At 68.6% G+C, this 17,656-nt stretch carries 19 protein-coding genes; 12 read left to right on the top strand and 7 right to left on the bottom strand.

The features are described 5' to 3' along the window. Positions 1–24: 24 nt before the first annotated feature. Positions 25–531: a DUF2505 domain-containing protein gene (locus tag ACIBCN_RS10645; RefSeq protein WP_396991282.1), complete on the bottom strand. Its 507-nt coding sequence runs from the start codon at positions 529–531 to the stop codon at positions 25–27. Between ACIBCN_RS10645 and ACIBCN_RS10650 the strand changes: the two genes are divergently transcribed. Beyond that, complete coding sequence (locus tag ACIBCN_RS10650) at positions 530–1,024, top strand: DUF3592 domain-containing protein (protein ID WP_396991283.1); 495 nt, start codon at positions 530–532, stop codon at positions 1,022–1,024. The genes ACIBCN_RS10645 and ACIBCN_RS10650 overlap by 2 nt on opposite strands. A 1-nt stretch (position 1,025) precedes the next feature. Here ACIBCN_RS10650 and ACIBCN_RS10655 read toward each other — a convergent pair whose 3' ends face one another. Beyond that, positions 1,026–1,391 carry a cupin domain-containing protein gene (locus tag ACIBCN_RS10655; RefSeq protein ID WP_396991284.1) on the bottom strand — a complete coding sequence of 122 codons (366 nt, stop codon included), beginning with the start codon at positions 1,389–1,391 and terminating at the stop codon, positions 1,026–1,028. Positions 1,392–1,447: 56 nt separating this feature from the next. Between ACIBCN_RS10655 and ACIBCN_RS10660 the strand changes: the two genes are divergently transcribed. From ACIBCN_RS10660 to ACIBCN_RS10675, 4 genes are all read left to right on the top strand, one after another. Next, entirely contained in the window at positions 1,448–1,915 is a 468-nt protein-coding gene (locus ACIBCN_RS10660; protein ID WP_396991285.1) for a MarR family winged helix-turn-helix transcriptional regulator, read from the top strand. A 92-nt stretch (positions 1,916–2,007) separates the two neighbouring features. Continuing rightward, positions 2,008–3,147: a glycosyltransferase family 4 protein gene (locus ACIBCN_RS10665; RefSeq protein WP_396991286.1), complete on the top strand. Its 1,140-nt coding sequence runs from the start codon at positions 2,008–2,010 to the stop codon at positions 3,145–3,147. Between the two features lie 144 nt (positions 3,148–3,291). Beyond that, positions 3,292–4,002 carry a demethylmenaquinone methyltransferase gene (locus ACIBCN_RS10670; protein ID WP_396991287.1) on the top strand — a complete coding sequence of 237 codons (711 nt, stop codon included), beginning with the start codon at positions 3,292–3,294 and terminating at the stop codon, positions 4,000–4,002. 112 nt (positions 4,003–4,114) lie between these two features. Beyond that, positions 4,115–8,302, top strand: coding sequence for a molybdopterin-dependent oxidoreductase (locus tag ACIBCN_RS10675; protein WP_396991288.1), 4,188 nt, complete (start codon positions 4,115–4,117; stop codon positions 8,300–8,302). Between the two features lie 62 nt (positions 8,303–8,364). Here the strand turns inward: ACIBCN_RS10675 and ACIBCN_RS10680 are convergent, their stop codons facing one another. Next, positions 8,365–9,399: an aldo/keto reductase gene (locus ACIBCN_RS10680; protein ID WP_396991289.1), complete on the bottom strand. Its 1,035-nt coding sequence runs from the start codon at positions 9,397–9,399 to the stop codon at positions 8,365–8,367. Between the two features lie 82 nt (positions 9,400–9,481). On the opposite strand from ACIBCN_RS10680, the gene ACIBCN_RS10685 reads away from it, so the two are divergent. After that, positions 9,482–10,099 carry a TetR-like C-terminal domain-containing protein gene (locus tag ACIBCN_RS10685; protein WP_396991290.1) on the top strand — a complete coding sequence of 206 codons (618 nt, stop codon included), beginning with the start codon at positions 9,482–9,484 and terminating at the stop codon, positions 10,097–10,099. Here ACIBCN_RS10685 and ACIBCN_RS10690 read toward each other — a convergent pair. Next, positions 10,096–10,674, bottom strand: coding sequence for a TIGR03086 family metal-binding protein (locus ACIBCN_RS10690; RefSeq protein ID WP_396991291.1), 579 nt, complete (start codon positions 10,672–10,674; stop codon positions 10,096–10,098). The two genes, ACIBCN_RS10685 and ACIBCN_RS10690, sit on opposite strands and share 4 nt — an antisense overlap. 31 nt (positions 10,675–10,705) lie before the next feature. On the opposite strand from ACIBCN_RS10690, the gene ACIBCN_RS10695 reads away from it, so the two are divergent. From ACIBCN_RS10695 to ACIBCN_RS10705, 3 genes are all read left to right on the top strand, one after another. Continuing rightward, entirely contained in the window at positions 10,706–10,831 is a 126-nt protein-coding gene (locus ACIBCN_RS10695) for a hypothetical protein (RefSeq protein WP_396991292.1), read from the top strand. 35 nt (positions 10,832–10,866) lie between these two features. Next, positions 10,867–11,103, top strand: coding sequence for a hypothetical protein (locus ACIBCN_RS10700; RefSeq protein WP_396991293.1), 237 nt, complete (start codon positions 10,867–10,869; stop codon positions 11,101–11,103). Positions 11,104–11,236: 133 nt separating this feature from the next. Beyond that, the gene (locus ACIBCN_RS10705) at positions 11,237–11,470 is read left to right on the top strand and encodes a hypothetical protein (RefSeq protein ID WP_396991294.1); all 234 of its coding nucleotides are present in this window, start codon (positions 11,237–11,239) and stop codon (positions 11,468–11,470) included. Between the two features lie 34 nt (positions 11,471–11,504). Here ACIBCN_RS10705 and menD read toward each other — a convergent pair whose 3' ends face one another. The 3 genes from menD to ACIBCN_RS10720 form a co-directional block, all read right to left on the bottom strand. Further along, positions 11,505–13,148, bottom strand: a complete 1,644-nt coding sequence (menD, locus tag ACIBCN_RS10710; RefSeq protein WP_396991295.1) for a 2-succinyl-5-enolpyruvyl-6-hydroxy-3-cyclohexene-1-carboxylic-acid synthase — start codon at positions 13,146–13,148, stop codon at positions 11,505–11,507. Positions 13,149–13,441: 293 nt separating this feature from the next. Continuing rightward, a complete protein-coding gene (locus ACIBCN_RS10715) occupies positions 13,442–13,888 on the bottom strand; it encodes a DUF6918 family protein (RefSeq protein ID WP_396991860.1) in 447 nt (148 codons plus the stop codon). 85 nt (positions 13,889–13,973) lie between these two features. Beyond that, positions 13,974–14,630, bottom strand: a complete 657-nt coding sequence (locus ACIBCN_RS10720; RefSeq protein ID WP_396991296.1) for a PaaI family thioesterase — start codon at positions 14,628–14,630, stop codon at positions 13,974–13,976. A gap of 94 nt (positions 14,631–14,724) precedes the next feature. Here ACIBCN_RS10720 and ACIBCN_RS10725 point away from each other — a divergent pair, with 94 nt between their 5' ends. From ACIBCN_RS10725 to menE, 3 genes are all read left to right on the top strand, one after another. Beyond that, entirely contained in the window at positions 14,725–15,618 is an 894-nt protein-coding gene (locus ACIBCN_RS10725; protein ID WP_396991297.1) for a 1,4-dihydroxy-2-naphthoyl-CoA synthase, read from the top strand. A gap of 1 nt (position 15,619) precedes the next feature. Beyond that, entirely contained in the window at positions 15,620–16,012 is a 393-nt protein-coding gene (locus ACIBCN_RS10730; protein ID WP_396991298.1) for a VOC family protein, read from the top strand. Between the two features lie 491 nt (positions 16,013–16,503). Then, positions 16,504–17,637, top strand: coding sequence for an o-succinylbenzoate--CoA ligase (menE, locus tag ACIBCN_RS10735; RefSeq protein WP_396991861.1), 1,134 nt, complete (start codon positions 16,504–16,506; stop codon positions 17,635–17,637). Positions 17,638–17,656 lie beyond the last annotated feature (19 nt).

Genomic DNA, 17,656 nt, shown 5'->3' on the forward strand with positions numbered 1-17,656 from the left:
CGGAACGACGGGGCGGGACGTGGATCAGGCAGTCGCCTGTGCGGCGACCCACTCCTCGACGAACGTGCGCTCGCTGTTGAGCACCCGATGATGCAGCTGCTCGGCGAGCGGCTCGATGGCGCCGCCGACCATCGGCACCTTGACCTGCACGGTGCCGACCACCTCGATCTCGGAGCCCTCCGCGGTCGAACGCATTTCGTAGGTACCCGACATCTCGGTGTTGATGCCGGTGGTCGCGCCTTCGAAGGTGCCCTTGGCGATCTCGCCGACCAGGCCCTGCCAGTTGTCGGTGCGGGCGAGCGTGAGCTGGCTCTTGAGCACCTTGCTCACGACGCTGGGAATCTTGTCCTCTGAGGCCTTTTCGGTCATGTGGACGCGAATGGTGCCGTCGCCCTCGGGATGCGAAAGGTCCACGGTCGCGGTCTCGGCGTCGGCGAAACGCGCCTGCCAGACCTTGTCGTCGGTAACTGCCCGGTGAAGATCTTCGACCGGGATGCGGTAAGGCACGGTGAAGCTGAATTTTCGGGACATGCGCGACACCGTAGCCGAGGTGGTCGGTAGCCTTGTTGCGGTGTTGGAAACCACCCAGTCTGATCGGCGGTCGCTCCGCCTGCGGCGGGCCAGGATCGGCGTGCTCACGGCTGCGACGGTGGTCAGTGTGCTCGTCGTGCTGCTGGTGTTCGCCGCCTGGCGCAACGACTACCTGATCAGCTCGGACAAGGGTGTGGCCAGCGCCGAGGTGCTCTCCGCCGGCCGGCTGCGCTCGGCGGTCATGTACGTGACGCCGGACGGGGAGACACACAATCCGAAGGTCGGCGTGCTGTATCCGACCAATCTCACCGCGGGCGAGCGGATCCGGGTCGAATACAACCGTGCCGACCCCGATCTGGTGCGGGTGGAGGGACGCGATGTCCGCGTCGCCATTCCCCCCGCCCTGTCGGTGATCGTGGTGGTGTGGCTGGTCGCCCTGCCGACATTGTGGCTGCTGGCCCGGCTCAGCAGACGACGTCCGAAATCCAGCTGAACTACTGCGCCCAGGGCGGCGACATCCGGCTGCCGTCCGGCATGACGGCCTCGAAGCCCGCGGCGATCGCGATGAACGCCTCGGCCGGTTCGTCGCCGGGATTGCCTACCGCGATGGGGCTGCCCGCAGGCACAACGACGACGTCGCCCGCCTCCAGGAGTTGCCCGCTGACGTCGAGTGTTCCGGCGACAACCATGAATATCTCGTCGCGATCGAGCACGTGTGCGCCGTCCGGTTGGTGCCGCGGCGTGACGGTGAGCCGCCAGGTACAGACCTCGGCCGAGCCGCGGGTCGGCGAAGCCATGGCGGTGAACTGAGCGCCGGGCACCTCGAAACGGGGTGCGTCGGCGGCTTTGATGACGAGCATGTCACTCCTAGATAGACAAGTAAGCTTGTTCAAGTTGGCTTGTCTATCATGGCAATATGACGGCAGCATCGCAAGACCTGGATTTCGGCATCCTGCTCGGCCTGGGTTACCAGGAGTTCGTGCGCGAGCTCCGAGAAACCGTGACGGCGCAGGGATTCGAGGACACCGGCCGTTCCGACGGGTACGTGCTGCGCTCGCTGGCTGGCAGGCCGATGAACATCAGCGAACTGGCCGAGCGCCTGGAGATCACCAAGCAGGGCGCGGCCCAGATCGTCGACGACATGCAGCGACGCGGCTACCTCGAACGGCGCGACGACCCGAACGATCGACGGGCCAAGCTGCTGTACCCGACCGCGCGGGGCACCGAGCTGCTCAGTACCGCGAAGAAGTTCCATCGCCGCTACGAGCAACGCCTGATCCGTGCCCACGGCGCCGAGGCCGTCGCCGCGCTGCGCACCCTGCTCGGCGCGATCGCCACCGAGGAAGGCATGGCCGATCCGCGGTTCCACGCTTTCGGCATGTGAACCGCCGATCGGCCCGAGGTGTTCGCTCGATCTTTAGGTGTCCTTCACGCGTGTGTGACGACACGGCGCGCTGCGGCGGCCACCCTGAGAGGGTGCGTGTAGCGATCGTTGCGGAGTCGTTTCTGCCGAATATGAACGGTGTCGTCAACTCGGTGCTGCGGGTGGTCGACCACTTGGACCGGCACGGCCACGACGCGCTGATCATCGCGCCGGACACCCCGCGCGGGCTACCGCCCGCCGCGCGCTGGCACGACCGATTCCGGGTGCACCGGGTGCCCGCGGTGATGGTGCCGAAGATCAGTTCGCTGCCGGTGGGGCTGCCGCAGCCCGGCATCGTCTCGGCCATCGAGGATTTCGACGCGGACGTGGTGCATCTGGCCTCGCCGTTCCTGCTCGGCGCCGGCGGCCTCGCGGCGGCGATGCGGCTGGACCTGCCGACGGTGGCGGTGTACCAGACCGACGTCGCCGGATTCGCCAAGAGTTACGGGCTGGCGCTGGCCAGCCGGGCGGCCTGGGCCTGGACGCGACGCATCCACGAGGGCGCGACCAGGACGCTGGCGCCGTCCCGGGCGGCCGCGGAAGACCTGGCGCAGCACGGCATTCCGCGGGTGCATCGCTGGGGCCGTGGCGTGGACATCGCCCGGTTCAACCCGGCCGCGCGCCGCACCGAACTGCGGGATTCCTGGCTCGACGGCGACAAGCTGGTGGTCGGCTTCGTCGGACGACTCGCGCCGGAGAAGCACGTCGAGCGGCTCGCGGTGCTCGGCAACGACCCGGACATCCAGCTGGTGATCGTCGGAGACGGGCCGGAGCGGGACCGGCTCGCGCGGATGATGCCGACCGCCGTGTTCACCGGCGAGCTGGGCGGCGAGGTCCTTGCGCAGGCGTACGCGAGCCTGGACGTGATGGTGCACGCGGGCGAGCACGAAACCTTCTGCCAGGGCGTGCAGGAGGCCATGGCCTGCGGCATCCCGGTGATCGGCCCGGACGCGGGCGGACCGCGCGACCTGATCGCGCACTGCCGCAACGGCTATCTGCTCCCGGTCGACCGTTTCACCGAACTCCTGCCGAGTGCCGTTGCGGCACTGCATGATCCGGTGCTGCGGGCCCGATTCGCCGGTGCCGCACGCAAATCGGTGCTGCACCGCACCTGGCCCGCGATCTGCACCGAGCTGATGGGGCACTACGCGGACGTGACCGGTACCCGAATGCGGCTTCCGCATACGGCCTGACCCGCGATCGGCAGGCCACGACCGGCCTCGTGTAAACATGGGTAACTCGTCGGGTACGCCCGGAAAACGCGGGGCATCCGACGCAAGACCTGTACGCGAACCAGGAGGCTCCGACTTGTATGGCCTGAATACGCGGAGAGGCGGATGAGCGTGGCTGAAACGGAATCCACCAGGGCCTCGTTGGACAAGCAGCCGCATGAGGTTGCGTCGATGTTCGATGGTGTCGCGAAACGGTACGACCTGACCAACACGGTGATCTCCGGTGGTCAGGATCGCTACTGGCGCTGGTCGGTGCGCAAGGCATTGGCGCCACGGCCGGGCGAGCGGGTGCTCGACCTCGCGGCGGGCACCGGGGTGTCCACCCTCGATCTGGCGAAGTCCGGCGCCTGGTGCCTGGCCGCCGACTTCTCCCAGGGCATGCTCGCGGCCGGTAAGTACCGCAAGGTGCCGATGGTCGCGGCCGACGCGATGGCGCTGCCGTTCGCCGACGAGTCGTTCGACGCGGTGACCATTTCCTACGGGCTGCGTAATGTCGCCGATCCGGACGCCGCGCTGCGCGAGATGCTGCGGGTCACCAAGCCGGGCGGCCGGCTGGTCATCGCCGAGTTCTCCACGCCGATCGTGCCCGGCTTCCGCACGGTGTACATGGAATACCTGATGAAGGCGCTGCCGAAAGTGGCCCGCGCGGTCAGCAGCAATCCCGACGCGTATGTCTATCTCGCCGAATCGATTCGGGCCTGGCCGAACCAGCGGCAGCTGGCATTGCGGATCGCGGGCGCCGGGTGGTCCTCGGTGAAGTGGCGCAATCTGACCGGCGGGATCGTCGCGTTGCATCGCGCGTACAAGCTCGGATAACAGCGATCTCCGTCACACCTCACCGGCCACTTTTCCGCTGGAGAGGGTCATTGTCACACGTCGATAACGCGGGGTAAACCCGCCGCAATCGGCGATGGCCATGATCGGGGGCATGGTGGACGCAGGCACGACACCCGCGGACCGCACCGCGCGGACGGCATGCTCGTACTGTGGCGTCGGTTGCGGCATCACGGTGCAGACCCGTGCGGGCGCCGACGGGGCGCCGGTCATCGCCAAGGTCAGCGGCGACAAGTTGCATCCCGCGAACGCGGGCAGGCTGTGCACCAAGGGCGCCACCCACCTGGAACTGATGCGGACGCCCGGTCGGATGGCGACGGCGTACCGGCGGCCCGAGCGCGGTCGGGAGCCGATCCCGGTGCCGGTCGACGACGCCGTGCGCGAGGCGGCCGACCGGCTGCGCGCGATCCTGGACGAGCACGGACCCGACGCGATCGCGATGTACGTCTCCGGGCAGATGTCGCTCGAGGCGCAATACCTGGCGACCAAGCTGGCCAAGGGCTACCTGCGGACCGTGCACATCGAGGCCAACTCCCGGCTGTGCATGGCGAGCGCGGGCACCGGATACAAGCAATCGCTCGGCGCCGATGGTCCGCCCGGCTCCTATGACGACTTCGAACATGCCGACCTGTTCTTCGTGATCGGCGCGAACATGGCCGACTGCCACCCGATCCTGTACCTGCGCATGGCCGATCGGCGCAAGGCGGGTGCGAGGCTGATCGTGGTCGACCCGCGGCGCACCGACACCGCGGCCCGCGCCGACCTGTTCCTGCAGATCGCGCCGGGCACCGATCTGGCGCTGCTGAACGGCCTGCTGCACCTGCTCGTCGAAAACGGTGACATCGACCGGGATTTCATCGCCGAGCACACCGAGGGCTGGGACGGGATGGCCGAGTTCCTCGGCGACTACCCGCCCGCGAAGGTCGCCGAGATCACCGGACTGGCCGAGGCCGATATCCGTACTGCCGCACAGTGGATCGGCGAGGCGGGCGAGTGGATGTCGCTGTGGACGATGGGCCTCAATCAGTCCACCCACGGCACCTGGAATACCAACGCGCTCTGCAATCTGCACCTGGCCACCGGCGCGATCGGCCGCGTCGGCAGCGGGCCGTTCTCGCTGACCGGGCAGCCGAATGCGATGGGCGGGCGGGAAATGGGCTACATGGGCCCGGGCCTGCCCGGTCAGCGCAGCGTGCTCTCCCCCGCCGACCGCACCTTCGTCGAGACCGCGTGGGGACTCGAGCCCGGCACGGTACGTAGCGAAGTGGGGCCGGGCACCGTCGAGATGTTTCGGGAACTGGCCGCCGGAAAGATCAAGGCCGCCTGGATCATCTGCACGAATCCCGTTGCCACCGTGGCCAATCGCAAGACGGTGCTCGATGGGCTGGAGACCGCCGAGTTGGTGATCGCCCAGGATGCTTACACCGAGACCGCCACCAACGCCTATGCCGACCTGCTGCTGCCCGCCACGCTGTGGGCCGAAGCCGATGCGGTGATGGTGAATTCGGAGCGCAATGTCACGTTGCTGCAGCGTTCCGTCGATCCGATGGGTGACGCCCGCCCGGATTGGCTGCTGATCGCTCAGGTCGCCACGGCGATGGGTTTCGCCGGCTTCGAGTTCGGCTCCAGCGCCGAGGTTTTCGCCGAGATCAAGCAGTTCGCCAACCCGGCCACCGGATATGACCTGCGCGGCATGGATTTCGAGCGGCTCAGGGAAGGCCCGATGCAGTGGCCGTGTCCCGACGGCGAGCGCTCGCGTAATCCGATTCGGTATGTCAATGATGGCGTCAGCCAGCACCTGCACGTCGACGCGGACGGTCAGCAGCCGCGGCTTGCGTTCGCCACGCCGAGCCGGCGGGCGGTGTTCTGGCCGCGTCCGCACCTTCCGCCTGCGGAAATGCCCGATGACGACTTCCCCTTCCTGCTCAATACCGGTCGGCTGCAACATCAATGGCACACCATGACCAAGACCGGGAAGATCGACAAGCTGAACAAGATCACCGGGCAGCCGTTCGTCGAGGTGCACCCGGCCGACGCGGAACGGCTCGGACTGCGGGCGGGTGATCAACTCGAAATCGCGTCGCGGCGTGGGCGGGCCGTGCTGCCGGTGCAGATCAGCGACCGGGTGCGGCCGGGCGACTGTTTCGCGCCGTTCCACTGGAACGACGAGCACGGTGAGTATCTGACGATCAACGCGGTCACCAACGACGCCGTCGATCCGGCCTCGCTGCAACCGGAGTTCAAGGCGTGCGCGGTCTCGCTGCGCCGGGTAGCCGTGCCGGAGGCCGATCCGCCGGAAGCGCCTTCGGTGCCGACGCCCGCACAGGCCACGGCACACCCGCTGGCCGCCGCGTTCGGGCTGGCCGCGGCCGCGACCCCGATGCTCACCGAGACCGAGCGGATCTATCTCAGCGGGTATCTGGCGGCGCTACAGGCGATTCCGGTGATCGGGCTGCCCGTACTGCCGGCCGCCGCGCCGATGTCGGCGCAGAGCAGGTTGTGGGTCGATGGCGTGCTGGCCGGGATGTACTCCCGCGCTGCCACCGCCGCCGCTGACGCGGCGCCCGCGCACCCGGTGACCGTGCTGTGGGCATCACAGACCGGGTCCGCGGAGGAACTCGCCGCGACCGTGGCAGCGCGGCTGGCCGAATGTGGTTTCGCGCCAAGGCTGGTCGACATGGACTCGTGCGCGGTCGACGGGCTGACCGGTGATGTGCTGGTGATCAGCAGCACATTCGGCGACGGCGGCCCGCCGGACAACGGTGCCGACTTCTGGAACCGGCTCGACGACACCGCGATTCAGCTCACCGGCATGCGCTACGCGGTGTTCGCGCTCGGCGACTCGTCCTATGACGACTTCTGCGGGCACGGCCGCAAATTGGATGAGAAGTTCGCCGAATACGGTGCGACGCGGCTGCTTCCGCGCGTCGACAGCGAACCCGATTTCCAGGACCCCGCCGAGCGCTGGCTCGACTCGATCGTGGCGGTACTCGGCGAGACGATGGCAGGTGCCGCGCCGGACGATGATCCGCGCCCACCGCCGAACGGCTCGGCGGCAGGCCGGGCAGCCCGCAGCGGCACCATGACGGCCGTGCTCACCCGGGCCGCCGCCCCCGCCCCGGGACGGACCCGCCGGGAGATCGCCCCGTTCACTCGGCAGACGCCGGTACCGGCGCCGCTGGTGCGCAACGAATCGCTCACCCTCGGCGGCTCGGCGAAAGAGGTGCGGCAGTTCGGCTTCGACCTACGTGACCTCGAAGCCGACTACGAGGTAGGTGATTCGCTCGGCGTCTGGCCGACCAACGACACAGTGCTCGTGCACGAATGGCTCGCCACCACCGGGCTGGACGGGCGCCGCGTCATCGAGGTCGACGATCGAGAACTGCCGCTGTCCGAGGCGTTGCGCACGCACTACGACATCAGCAAGGTGAGCAACGACCTGCTCACCTTTATCGCGGACCGCAATCCGAACATCCGGCTGGCCAAGCTGCTACGCCGGGACAATCGCAACGAGCTCGACAACTACCTGTGGGATCGCCAGGCGGTGGACGTGCTGCGCGATTTCCCGGTGCGGGCCGATCTGGTCGACTGGCTCGGCACGCTGAAAAAGCTGCAGCCGCGCCAATATTCGATCTCGTCGAGCCCGCTGGTCAGCCCCGACGAGGTGCAGCTGACCGTCGGCATCGTGCGCTACGGCGATCCCGCCGCCACCGGATCGGCGGCCCGGCGCGGCGGCGTCTGCTCAACCTTCCTGGCCGACCGGGCGGGCACCGACCCCACCGTGGTGCCGATCTTCCTGCAGCGCGCACCGCATTTCCGCCCGCCGGCCGACCCGACGGCACCGATGATCATGGTGGGGCCGGGCACCGGTATCGCGCCGTTCCGCGGCTTCCTGCACGAGCGCCGAGAACTCGGCTGCACCGGGCGCAACTGGCTGTTCTTCGGCGAACAGCACGCGGCCCGAAACTTCTACTACCGCACCGAACTCGAAGACATGTTCCGCTCCGGCTTCCTAACCCGACTGGACCTGGCCTTCTCCCGCGACCAACGCGAGCGAATCTACGTGCAGCACCGGATGATCGAACACGGCGCCGAACTCTGGTCCTGGCTCGCCGACGGCGCCCACCTTTACATCTGCGGCGACGCGACCCGGATGGCCAAGGACGTGGACGATGCCCTGCTCCGCATCGCCCGCGTCCACGGCAACCTGGACGAAGCAGGCGCCCTGGCCTTCCGCAAACAACTCATCACCCAAAAACGCTACGTTCGCGACGTCTACTGATCCGTGATCGATCGGGGTGAGCCTGCGGCACACAGGGTTCCAGCGCGCCGGACCGAAGCGGTCTACACCGCTGGCGGGTTGAGGCGCGCGAAGTCCGGCAGGCGGTAGTACGGGTAGTAGGGATAGGGCGGGGTGGTGGCGCCGGCTTTGTCGAGGCGCGCGACCTGGTCGGCGGTGAGTTCCCAGCCGACGGCGCCGAGGTTCTGGCGCAGCTGGTCCTCGTTGCGGGCGCCGACGATGACGGTGGCGACGGTGGGGCGGCGCAGCAGCCAGTTGAGGGCGATCTGCGGCACGGTTTTGCCGGTTTCGGCGGCGAGTTCGTCCAGCACATCGACCACGTCGTAGAGCTTCTCGTCGTCGACCGGCGGGCCGGCCTCGGCGGTCTGGTGCAGGCGGCTGCCCGCCGGAAGGGGTTGGCCGCGGCGGATTTTGCCGGTCAGCCTGCCCCAGCCGAGCGGGCTCCAGACCACGGCGCCGACGCCCTGATCCTGGCCGAGCGGCATGAGTTCCCACTCGTAGTCGCGGCCGACCAGCGAGTAGTACACCTGGTGCGCGACATAGCGGGTCAAGCCGTGCTTGTCGGCGGCGGCAAGGGATTTCATCAGCTGCCAACCGGCGAAGTTGGAGGCACCGAGATAGCGGATCTTGCCCGCGCGGACCAGATCATCCAGTGCGGCAACAACTTCCTCGACCGGGGTACCCGCGTCGAAGGCGTGCAGCTGGAACAGGTCGAGGTAGTCGGTGCCGAGCCTGCGCAACGAGGCCTCCACCGCCCCGATGAGCCGAGCCCGCCCGGAACCGGCCTGCGTCGGGCTCGGCCCGGTGGGCAGCGACGCCTTGGTGGAGATGAGCAGCTGATCGCGCCTGCCCTTGATGGCGGCGCCGAGCACCTCCTCCGAGGCGCCGTCGGAGTAGACGTCGGCGGTGTCGAACATGGTCACGCCCGCCTCCAGGCTGATGTCGACCAGCCGCCGTGCCTGCTCGGCATCGGTGTCACCCCAGGCGCTGAATAGCTCGCCGCGTCCGCCGAACGTGCCCGCGCCGAAGCTCAGGGCCGGAACGAGCAGACCTGATGCGCCGAGCCGCCGATACTCCATGTTGACTCCTAAAGGGTCTATAGTTCCGTTAACGCGTCAAACAGTACACCCGTTCAACACTAAATGAAACTGGAGACCCATTATGACTGGAGACGACGCGGTCCCCGGCTCGGTTCGCCCCGGTGGACGCACCGCGCGGGTCCGCGAGGCCGTGCTGCAGGTCGCCGGTGACCTGCTGGCCGAGCGCGGGTTCGCCCACCTCGACCTCGCCGAGGTCGCCGCCGCCGCGGCGGTCGGCAAGACCACCGTCTATCGGCGCTGGCGCACTCCCACCGGCCTGGTCACCGACCTTTTGGTCGACATGGCCGAACAGTCCGTGCCGCGCGCCGACACCGGATCACTGCTCGGCGACCTCACCGCCAACGCCCGCCTGGTCGCCGAGACGCTGACGGATCCGCGCCAGGGCAAGCTCTTTCAAGCCGTCATCGCCGCTGCCACCTGCGACGAGTCCGCCGCCGCCGCGCTGCGTCGCTTCTACGATGTCCGCCTCGCCGAATGGGCACCCTGCGTCGAACGCGCCATCGAACGCGGCGAGGCGCCCGCGGGCACCGATGCGCGCGCCGTGCTGTCGGCGGTATCCGCCCCGCTGTACTACCGCCTGCTGGCCAGCGGCGATCCGATCGATGAGCACGCCGCGACCTCGGCCGCCCGCGCCGCCGTGAACGCCGTCACCGCAGGCACGTTCGCTACGCCGAGTTAAGCCGTCCAGTCGGCGCTGCGGCCGGTGAGCGCGAGCACGCGATCGAGGGCGGAGGCCTCGGTGGGGACCTCGAGCACCGGGCCGAAGAGGCCGGGGGTGCCCGCGGTCGGGGTTTCGCGGAGCAGGTCGAGCAGGATGGCGAGGTCGGCCGCGGTGGCGGTGAACGGCTGGCCGGTGGCCTTGGCCAGATCCCAGCCGTGGATGACGATTTCGTCCAGCGCGATCCTGGCCATCACCGGCGCCTGCTCGCTGACGCCGCCAGCTTCGGTCACGCCGTCCCAGGCGTCCGGCGCACGCCAGGCACTGACGAGCGCCTTCAGCTGCGCGGGGATGCGGGTGCGCCAATCGCCGGGCAGCGCGCGTTCCGCCCCGATGGACGGCGCGACCGACCCGCCGACGGCCTCCTTGGTCGCGGCCTGCCGAAACGCCTCGGTCAGGTCGACGACGTGCGCGAGCAGGTCGCGCACCGTGGTGTCGGCGCACGGCGAATCGGCGCCGAGCTGATCGTCGGTGATGCGGCAGACCACGGTCTCGAGTGCGGTGGCCGCCGGTTCGAAATCGAATTCCTGGTTCATCAGTTCTCCTGGGCACGCTGGATGTCTCTCGATGTGCAGACGACGCGACGCGGCGGGATTCATCGGTGCGCCGCCCGCGCGCTTCGCCGGACGAATTCGCCTGCCTGCCGCCGCCGTCCAACGGCCCGCGCGACCCCGCACCGCGACCAAGTCGTGACAGCGAAAAGCGCTGGAAAAGAGGACAATTGGTGGATGAAGGGTGATCGAGTGGAGATCGTCGTCGACTTCGGTGACGGGTCTCGAAATTATGAAGTGGTAGCCACCCGCGCGGGCCGGCGAGTCGACGTGCGCATCGCGCGCGGCGTCGTGGAAGTCACCGAGGTAACCCGGACCGGCACGCCGGTGCGGACCGCGCGGTTCATGGCCGCCCGCACGCTGGCCTTGGTCGAATATCCCGCCGACGGAACCGGGGCGCTCGACGGCGAATAGCCGGACGCCACGGGGTTGCTCGCGCACCGCGCCTGGCGCATGCTCGACAGTGCGTGAACTGTTGTCCGCCTCGATTACGGCGCGCCATGACGGGGTACGCCCGCTATCGAAGCCACTGCGGAGAGGAGCACCCATGACCAATCGCAGCACGTCCGCCGACATCTACGCGGTTCCGGAAGCCGACCTCGCCGAGCAGTCGATCCCCGCGTATCCGAACGACACCGGTTACCTGGACGAAGGACCCGATCAGGACGGCGGCGTCGATCAGGAGATTGCCGAGACCCTCGACGCGGGACGCGCCGATCCGGCCGATGTGATCGAACAGTCGATCACGGTCCCTCTCGACGACGAACCAGATCCCGCCTGACCGCCCCGAAAACGGGTGCGGCACACGGACTCCGCTACGGCGAGATCTTGGCACGCACCGCCGCGTGCAACTCGCGCAAGCTGGAGCGCTCGGTAGCCACTTCCAGCACCCGGGTGCCATGCGCGTTTCCGGTCAGTTCGACCGCCAACTGCTCGGGGTCGACCTGCTTGTGCGGGATCCGGTAAGCCGCACACAGCGCGGCCAGGTCCATCCCGTGCGGCGTGCCGAAGACGCGCTCGAAGACACCCGCGTACTGCGGATCGCCCTGCTCGAGCAGCTCGAAGATGCCGCCACCGTCGTCGTTGGCCACCACGATGGTCAGATCGGCGGGCCGCGGCTCGCCGGGACCGATCAGCAGGCCGGACGCGTCGTGCAGGAACGTCAGGTCACCGATCAGCGCGACCGTGCGGCCCTCGTGCCGCAGCGCGGCTCCGACGGCGGTGGATACCGTGCCGTCGATGCCGGCGACACCGCGGTTCGACAACACCCTGATGCCAGGGCGCGGATGCGACACCAACGCCGCGTCCCGCACCGGATTGGACGCGCCGAGCACGAGCTGATCGCCATCACGCAGCGCGTTCATCACGACCGCCGCCACGTGCAGCCCGGTCGGCTTCGGGTGATGGTCGAGTTCCTCGCGCACCACCTGATTCGCCTTCGCGTCGAGTTCGCGGCAGTAGGCCAGCCACTCCGGCCGGGGCGCGCCGGTGGTGACCGCCCTGGTTCCGGTGCCGAGCACATTGCCGGAGACATCGGGCCAGCGCGGCCCCGTGGTGAGCGCGTAGACCCGAACAGCCGGGTCGGCAAGGACTTTGGACACCTGGCGATGCAGGGTCGGGCGCCCGGTGATGATGGCCTGGCGCGGTTTCAGCAGCGGCAGCGCCAGCGGATGCAGCGCGGGGCCGTGCAGCTGCGCGGTGGGTTCCGCGACGGTGGGCAGGTCGGCCAGCTCCGGCCGCAGCCCGGCGCCGTGCCCGGAGATGACCACCGTGTCGGGGGTGAGATCGAGATCGAGCGGCACGTCCAGCGTGGCGTACTGGGTCTTGGTCCACGCCTGGTCGTCCGTGCGCCCGCCCGGCGCCAGTTCGCCCGGCGCGAGGTCGGGCACCAGCGGCTCGCGCAGCGGAATGTCGAAGTGCACCGGACCGGCGTTGCCGGAGCGGGTGCCGCGGGCGGCCGCGAGCACCCGGCACACGGCCGAGCGCCACTGGCTGTTCTGATGCCCGTACTCCGCGCAGTCGGCGGTCAACGCCTCCGCCTCGGCCAGGCCGAGGCTGATGGTGGCGCGGACCTGGCTACCGAACAGCCCGAGCTGCTCCACCGTCTGATTCGCGCCGGAACCGAGCATCTCGTACGGCCGGTTGGCACTGAGCACGACCAGCGGAATGCGCGCGTAATTGGCCTCCAGCACGGCCGGGCCGAGATTGGCCACCGCGGTACCCGACGTCATCACCACGGGCACCGGGAGGCGGCTGGCCACCGACAATCCGATCGCCAGAAAGCCCGCGGTCCGCTCGTCGATGCGCATATGCAGCCGCAGCCGGCCTGCCGCGTCGGCGGCCTGCAGCGCGAAGGCCAGCGGGGCGTTGCGCGAGCCGGGGCACAGAACGACGTCGCGCACCCCTCCACGCGCGAGTTCGTCCACCACGACCTGCGCTTGTGCTGTAGACGGGTTCACGTCTCCAGCCTCTCAGACAGTAGGGGCCGCGTCTCCGTCACCCTGCTCACACCGAAAGCTCCACCCTCGAGTGCCATTCAGCGATGCTATCGACGATCCCGCTGTCCGGACCGAATCCGCCCCTCGGTAGTACCCCCGGTTTCGAGCGAAGCGAGACCGAGCATTGATCGTTTGCGGCCCGGCTCGCGGCCGAGCGGCCGATGCGATTGCGACGTAGTCGCGAGCATCGGTCGCTCGGCCGCGAGCCATCAAGGGGCCGTGAACACGCAGCGCCGCAGGCGCTGCAATTCAACTCAAGCGTGCTTCTGAATCAGGTCGCCGACGCGCGGCAGCGCCTCGATGACATTCTTCTTCGCCGACGAACGCATCGACGAGTAGACCTTCTTCAGCGCCGGCCGGGTGGACGCGTCGGCGCGGGCGTCGGTGACCGACAGGAGTGCCTCGGCGACCTGGTCGGACTTGGCGACCAGCAGATCGCCGAACTTTCCCGACGCTCCCGATGCGGTGAATTCCTGCCAGAACGGGTCCAGCTGCGCAACGAGCTTGGGCGCCAACGACTCCAGCCCATCAGGCACGATCGAGGGGCTGATCTTCTTGACCGCCGCGTACCCACCCTTCACAGCCAGGCCGGACGCACCACCCTTGTCCGAGACCTCGGCATCAAGAACCTCGACGGCATCGGCAAGAAAAGCCGGGCGCTTGGCGTCGTCGAGCAGGGATTCAGACAGTGCTGCAACCACTTTCAGGTCCTCCGGAATAGGTTTCGATGAACGAGCAGGCGCAACTATACGCATCCTCGCGCGACTGGTCGCGACACTCACCGGCTCAAGGCTGCCACGGCAGCAATTGCACCATCAATCCTTCACAATCGGCGAGCACATTGCCCTGCTCATCGAGCAATTCGGCGGTGATGAAGGTCTTGCGCCCCTCGGTGCGATCGACACGACCCCGCACCGTCAATGGTGTCTCGAGCGGAGTGATCTTGCGATAGTTCACATGCAGATACGCGGTGCGACTGATCGGCCGTCCGGCGTAGTGCACGATCATGCCGAGCAGATCGTCGAACAGCAGCGGCAGCACGCCACCGTGCGCCGCGCCGTTGCCGCCGAGATGGAAGCGGCGGAACTCGCCGGTCATCCGGATGCCGTCCGGGCCCGCCTCGGCCACCTGCCACGGCAACAGCAAAAGACTGCCACGGCCGGGCAATTCGACGGCGCGGCCCGCTGGTCCCTGGAGCTCCGGTGCGCGGTAGGGCTCGAGCAGCGCGATGAGTTGGTGAGCCTGATCGAGTGCGGCACCGAAGACCTCGTCGGGCGCGTCCACCGACACCGCGAGATCCTGCAGCGTCCGCATCGCCTCGACGAACGGGCCGAAGTTGCGCCCGATCTTCGCGCGGGACACCTTCGGGAATCCCCCGTGCTTCTCGTACCGGGATTCGTCCACCGCGCTGCGGTCGATAACCGGTTTCACTCGATCTTTCATATATGCACGGTAACGCCTGATTTTACACCGTCAAGTGAGGGCGCTTCCGCACGCCGCTCAGGCCGGGTCAGAGCCGAGGGCAATAATCACTGGGGTGACGTTCAATCCGAAGTTGTGGCGACCCGTCCCCGGGTTCGAGAATCTGACCGATATCACCTACCACCGGCACATCGAACAGGGCACCGTCCGTGTCGCTTTCGATCGTCCCGAGGTGCGCAATGCGTTTCGCCCGCATACGGTCGACGAACTCTATCGGGCGCTCGACCACGCGCGGATGACCTCCGACGTCGGCGCGGTGCTGCTCACCGGCAACGGCCCGAGCGAGAAGGACGGCGGCTGGGCCTTCTGCTCCGGCGGCGATCAGCGCATCCGCGGCCGCAACGGCTACCAGTACGCCAGCGGCGACACCGCGGATACCGTCGACCAGGCCCGCGCGGGCCGGTTGCACATCCTCGAGGTGCAGCGACTCATCCGGTTCATGCCGAAGGTGGTCATCGCGCTGGTGAACGGCTGGGCCGCGGGCGGCGGGCACAGCCTGCACGTGGTCTGCGACCTCACCCTGGCCAGCCGCGAGCACGCCCGCTTCAAGCAGACCGACGCCGACGTCGGCAGCTTCGACGGCGGTTACGGCAGCGCCTATCTGGCGAAAATGGTCGGCCAGAAATTCGCCCGCGAGATCTTCTTCCTCGGCCGCCCGTACACCGCCGAGGAGATGCACCAGATGGGCGCGGTGAACAAGGTCGTCGATCATGCCGAGCTGGAAGACGCCGCGCTGGACTGGACCGCCGACATCAACGGCAAATCCCCGCAGGCGCAACGAATGTTGAAGTACGCGTTCAACCTGCTCGACGACGGACTGGTCGGCCAGCAGCTGTTCGCGGGCGAGGCGACCCGAATGGCCTACATGACCGACGAGGCCGTCGAGGGCCGCGACGCGTTCCTGGAGAAGCGCAAGCCCGACTGGACCCCCTACCCCTGGTATTTCTGACATGGACATCCTCAGCAGCCGAATCATTCTGCGGCCGGCCGACTACCCGCGCACGCTCGAGTTCTATCGCGACGGGCTCGGGCTGGCCATCGCGCGGGAGTATCCGGGCGGCACGGTTTTCTTCGCTGGACAGTCGCTGGTCGAGGTGGCCGCGCACGGCGGATCGGGTCGGGCGTCCGCGTTCGAGGGTGCCCTCTGGCTCCAGGTGCGCGACGCCTCGGACGCCGCGGCCGAGCTCGCGCTGAAGGGCATCGCCATCGATCGGCCGCCCGTTCAGGAGCCATGGGGACTCATCGAAATGTGGGTGAAAGACCCCGACGGGGTGCCGATCGTGCTGGTCGAGATACCGCCGGATCATCCGATCCGCCGAGATTCGCGCAGGTCAGCGGACTGACCTTACGTTCGTCCGTGCAGTCGGCCCGCGGACCCGAGTTGCCAAGGGCCGCCACGGCGAGGACGATAACGCTCGGATGGCCCCCGACCGCCGATGTCCGGCCCGGCCTCCGTGCGTAACCCGTCCGACGAGTGAATCGCAGTCTCGATGCCTGGCGTACCTGAGCCCCATTTCCCGGGGGCGGCCGCACCTGTCTCCCGCCGCCCCAGCAAACCGACCACCCGTTCCGCGTTCGGCGACGCGGACATGACACGATCGCTACCGTGAGCGAGCGCAGTGGGCGAGCCGTAGGCACAGCACCTCTGGGAACGATGGGGCCGAGCGCCGACGAGGTGCAGCGGTGAGCGTCCCGCGAACGACGGAACCTAGCGTCAGCGAGGTGGAGTCGTGAGGGAGCGGAGCGAGCGAACCAACAACGCAGCGCCTCGGCGAACGACGGAACCGAGCGTTAGCGAGGTGGAGTCGTGAGTCGCACTCTTCGCACACTGCCCATGCCCACCGGTTCCGGTGCGGGCGAGGTGCTTCCCCATCTGCGAGAAGCGTTGGAGGGCAACGGGCCCGCGTGGCTGCCGATCCCGACCAGCGATCGCCGTGAGGCCCGGCGGCTCAGTGACGCGCTCGCCCCCGGCGAGACCATTGATGACGATGTCGCACTCGTAGTGACCACCTCCGGCACCACCGGCGTGCCCAAGGGCGCGATGCTCAGCGCCGCCGCGCTGCGCGCCAGTGGCACCGCCACGCACGACCGCCTCGGCGGCCCGGGCAGCTGGCTGCTGGCTCTGCCGACGCATCACATCGCAGGCATCCAGGTCCTGCTGCGCAGCATCCTGGCGGGCACCCAACCGACCATCCTCGACGTGTCGGGCGGATTCCTGCCCGAGGCGCTGGCGGGTGCCGTCGCAGGCATGCGCGGCGACCGGCGCTACACCGCGCTGGTGCCGACCCAGCTGATCAAGGCACTCGACGCACCCGTCGCCGCGGCCGCGCTTGCCCAATTGGACGGCGTCCTGGTCGGCGGCGCGGCCACCCCGGTCCCGGTGTACGAGCGCGCGAAAGCGGCCGGTATCAACGTCGTTCGCACCTACGGCATGAGCGAGACCTGCGGCGGCTGCGTGTACGACGGCATCCCGCTGGACGGCACGCGGATCCGCATCGAGGACGGCCGGGTACTGCTCGGCGGCGCGATGATCGCCTCCGGCTACCGCGGCCAACCGGACAACCCCGCCTTCGCCGAGCCCGGCTGGTTCCGCACCGAGGACGCGGGCACCTTCGACAACGGCAAGCTGAGCATCACCGGACGACTCGACGAGGCCATCATGACCGGCGGCCTCCTGGTGATCCCCCAGGTCGTCGAGGCCGTGCTGATGAACCACCCGGCCATCCGCGAATGCGTGGTGCTCGGGCTACCGGACGAACGCCTCGGCCAGCGCGTCGCGGTCGTGGTGGTCCCCGCTCCCGGCGCCGTGCCGACCCTCGACGAATTGCGCGAACACGTGATCGCCGAACTGGATACCATCGCCGCCCCGCGCGAGCTCACCCTGGTCGGCGAGATCCCCATGCGCGGCCCCGGCAAGCCCGACCGCACCAAGCTTCGCGAAAGCCTGCTCGCCGACTCGACCCGCTGACGCCTGCGCCGACGGCGCA

It is taken from the genome of Nocardia sp. NPDC051052 (assembly GCF_044456045.1).
In the GTDB taxonomy this organism is placed as follows: domain Bacteria; phylum Actinomycetota; class Actinomycetes; order Mycobacteriales; family Mycobacteriaceae; genus Nocardia.

Excerpts from the sequence above, each read along its gene's own strand:
- ACIBCN_RS10650 (WP_396991283.1), top strand. The coding sequence starts at position 530 with ATGCGCGACACCGTAGCCGAGGTGGTCGGTAGCCTTGTTGCGGTGTTG.
- ACIBCN_RS10645 (WP_396991282.1), bottom strand. The coding sequence starts at position 531 with ATGTCCCGAAAATTCAGCTTCACCGTGCCTTACCGCATCCCGGTCGAA.
- ACIBCN_RS10655 (WP_396991284.1), bottom strand. The coding sequence starts at position 1,391 with ATGCTCGTCATCAAAGCCGCCGACGCACCCCGTTTCGAGGTGCCCGGC.
- ACIBCN_RS10660 (WP_396991285.1), top strand. The coding sequence starts at position 1,448 with ATGACGGCAGCATCGCAAGACCTGGATTTCGGCATCCTGCTCGGCCTG.
- ACIBCN_RS10670 (WP_396991287.1), top strand. The coding sequence starts at position 3,292 with ATGAGCGTGGCTGAAACGGAATCCACCAGGGCCTCGTTGGACAAGCAG.
- ACIBCN_RS10675 (WP_396991288.1), top strand. The coding sequence starts at position 4,115 with ATGGTGGACGCAGGCACGACACCCGCGGACCGCACCGCGCGGACGGCA.
- ACIBCN_RS10680 (WP_396991289.1), bottom strand. The coding sequence starts at position 9,399 with ATGGAGTATCGGCGGCTCGGCGCATCAGGTCTGCTCGTTCCGGCCCTG.
- ACIBCN_RS10685 (WP_396991290.1), top strand. The coding sequence starts at position 9,482 with ATGACTGGAGACGACGCGGTCCCCGGCTCGGTTCGCCCCGGTGGACGC.
- ACIBCN_RS10690 (WP_396991291.1), bottom strand. The coding sequence starts at position 10,674 with ATGAACCAGGAATTCGATTTCGAACCGGCGGCCACCGCACTCGAGACC.
- ACIBCN_RS10695 (WP_396991292.1), top strand. The coding sequence starts at position 10,706 with ATGTGCAGACGACGCGACGCGGCGGGATTCATCGGTGCGCCGCCCGCG.
- ACIBCN_RS10700 (WP_396991293.1), top strand. The coding sequence starts at position 10,867 with ATGAAGGGTGATCGAGTGGAGATCGTCGTCGACTTCGGTGACGGGTCT.
- ACIBCN_RS10705 (WP_396991294.1), top strand. The coding sequence starts at position 11,237 with ATGACCAATCGCAGCACGTCCGCCGACATCTACGCGGTTCCGGAAGCC.
- ACIBCN_RS10720 (WP_396991296.1), bottom strand. The coding sequence starts at position 14,630 with ATGAAAGATCGAGTGAAACCGGTTATCGACCGCAGCGCGGTGGACGAA.
- ACIBCN_RS10730 (WP_396991298.1), top strand. The coding sequence starts at position 15,620 with ATGGACATCCTCAGCAGCCGAATCATTCTGCGGCCGGCCGACTACCCG.
- menE (WP_396991861.1), top strand. The coding sequence starts at position 16,504 with ATGCCCACCGGTTCCGGTGCGGGCGAGGTGCTTCCCCATCTGCGAGAA.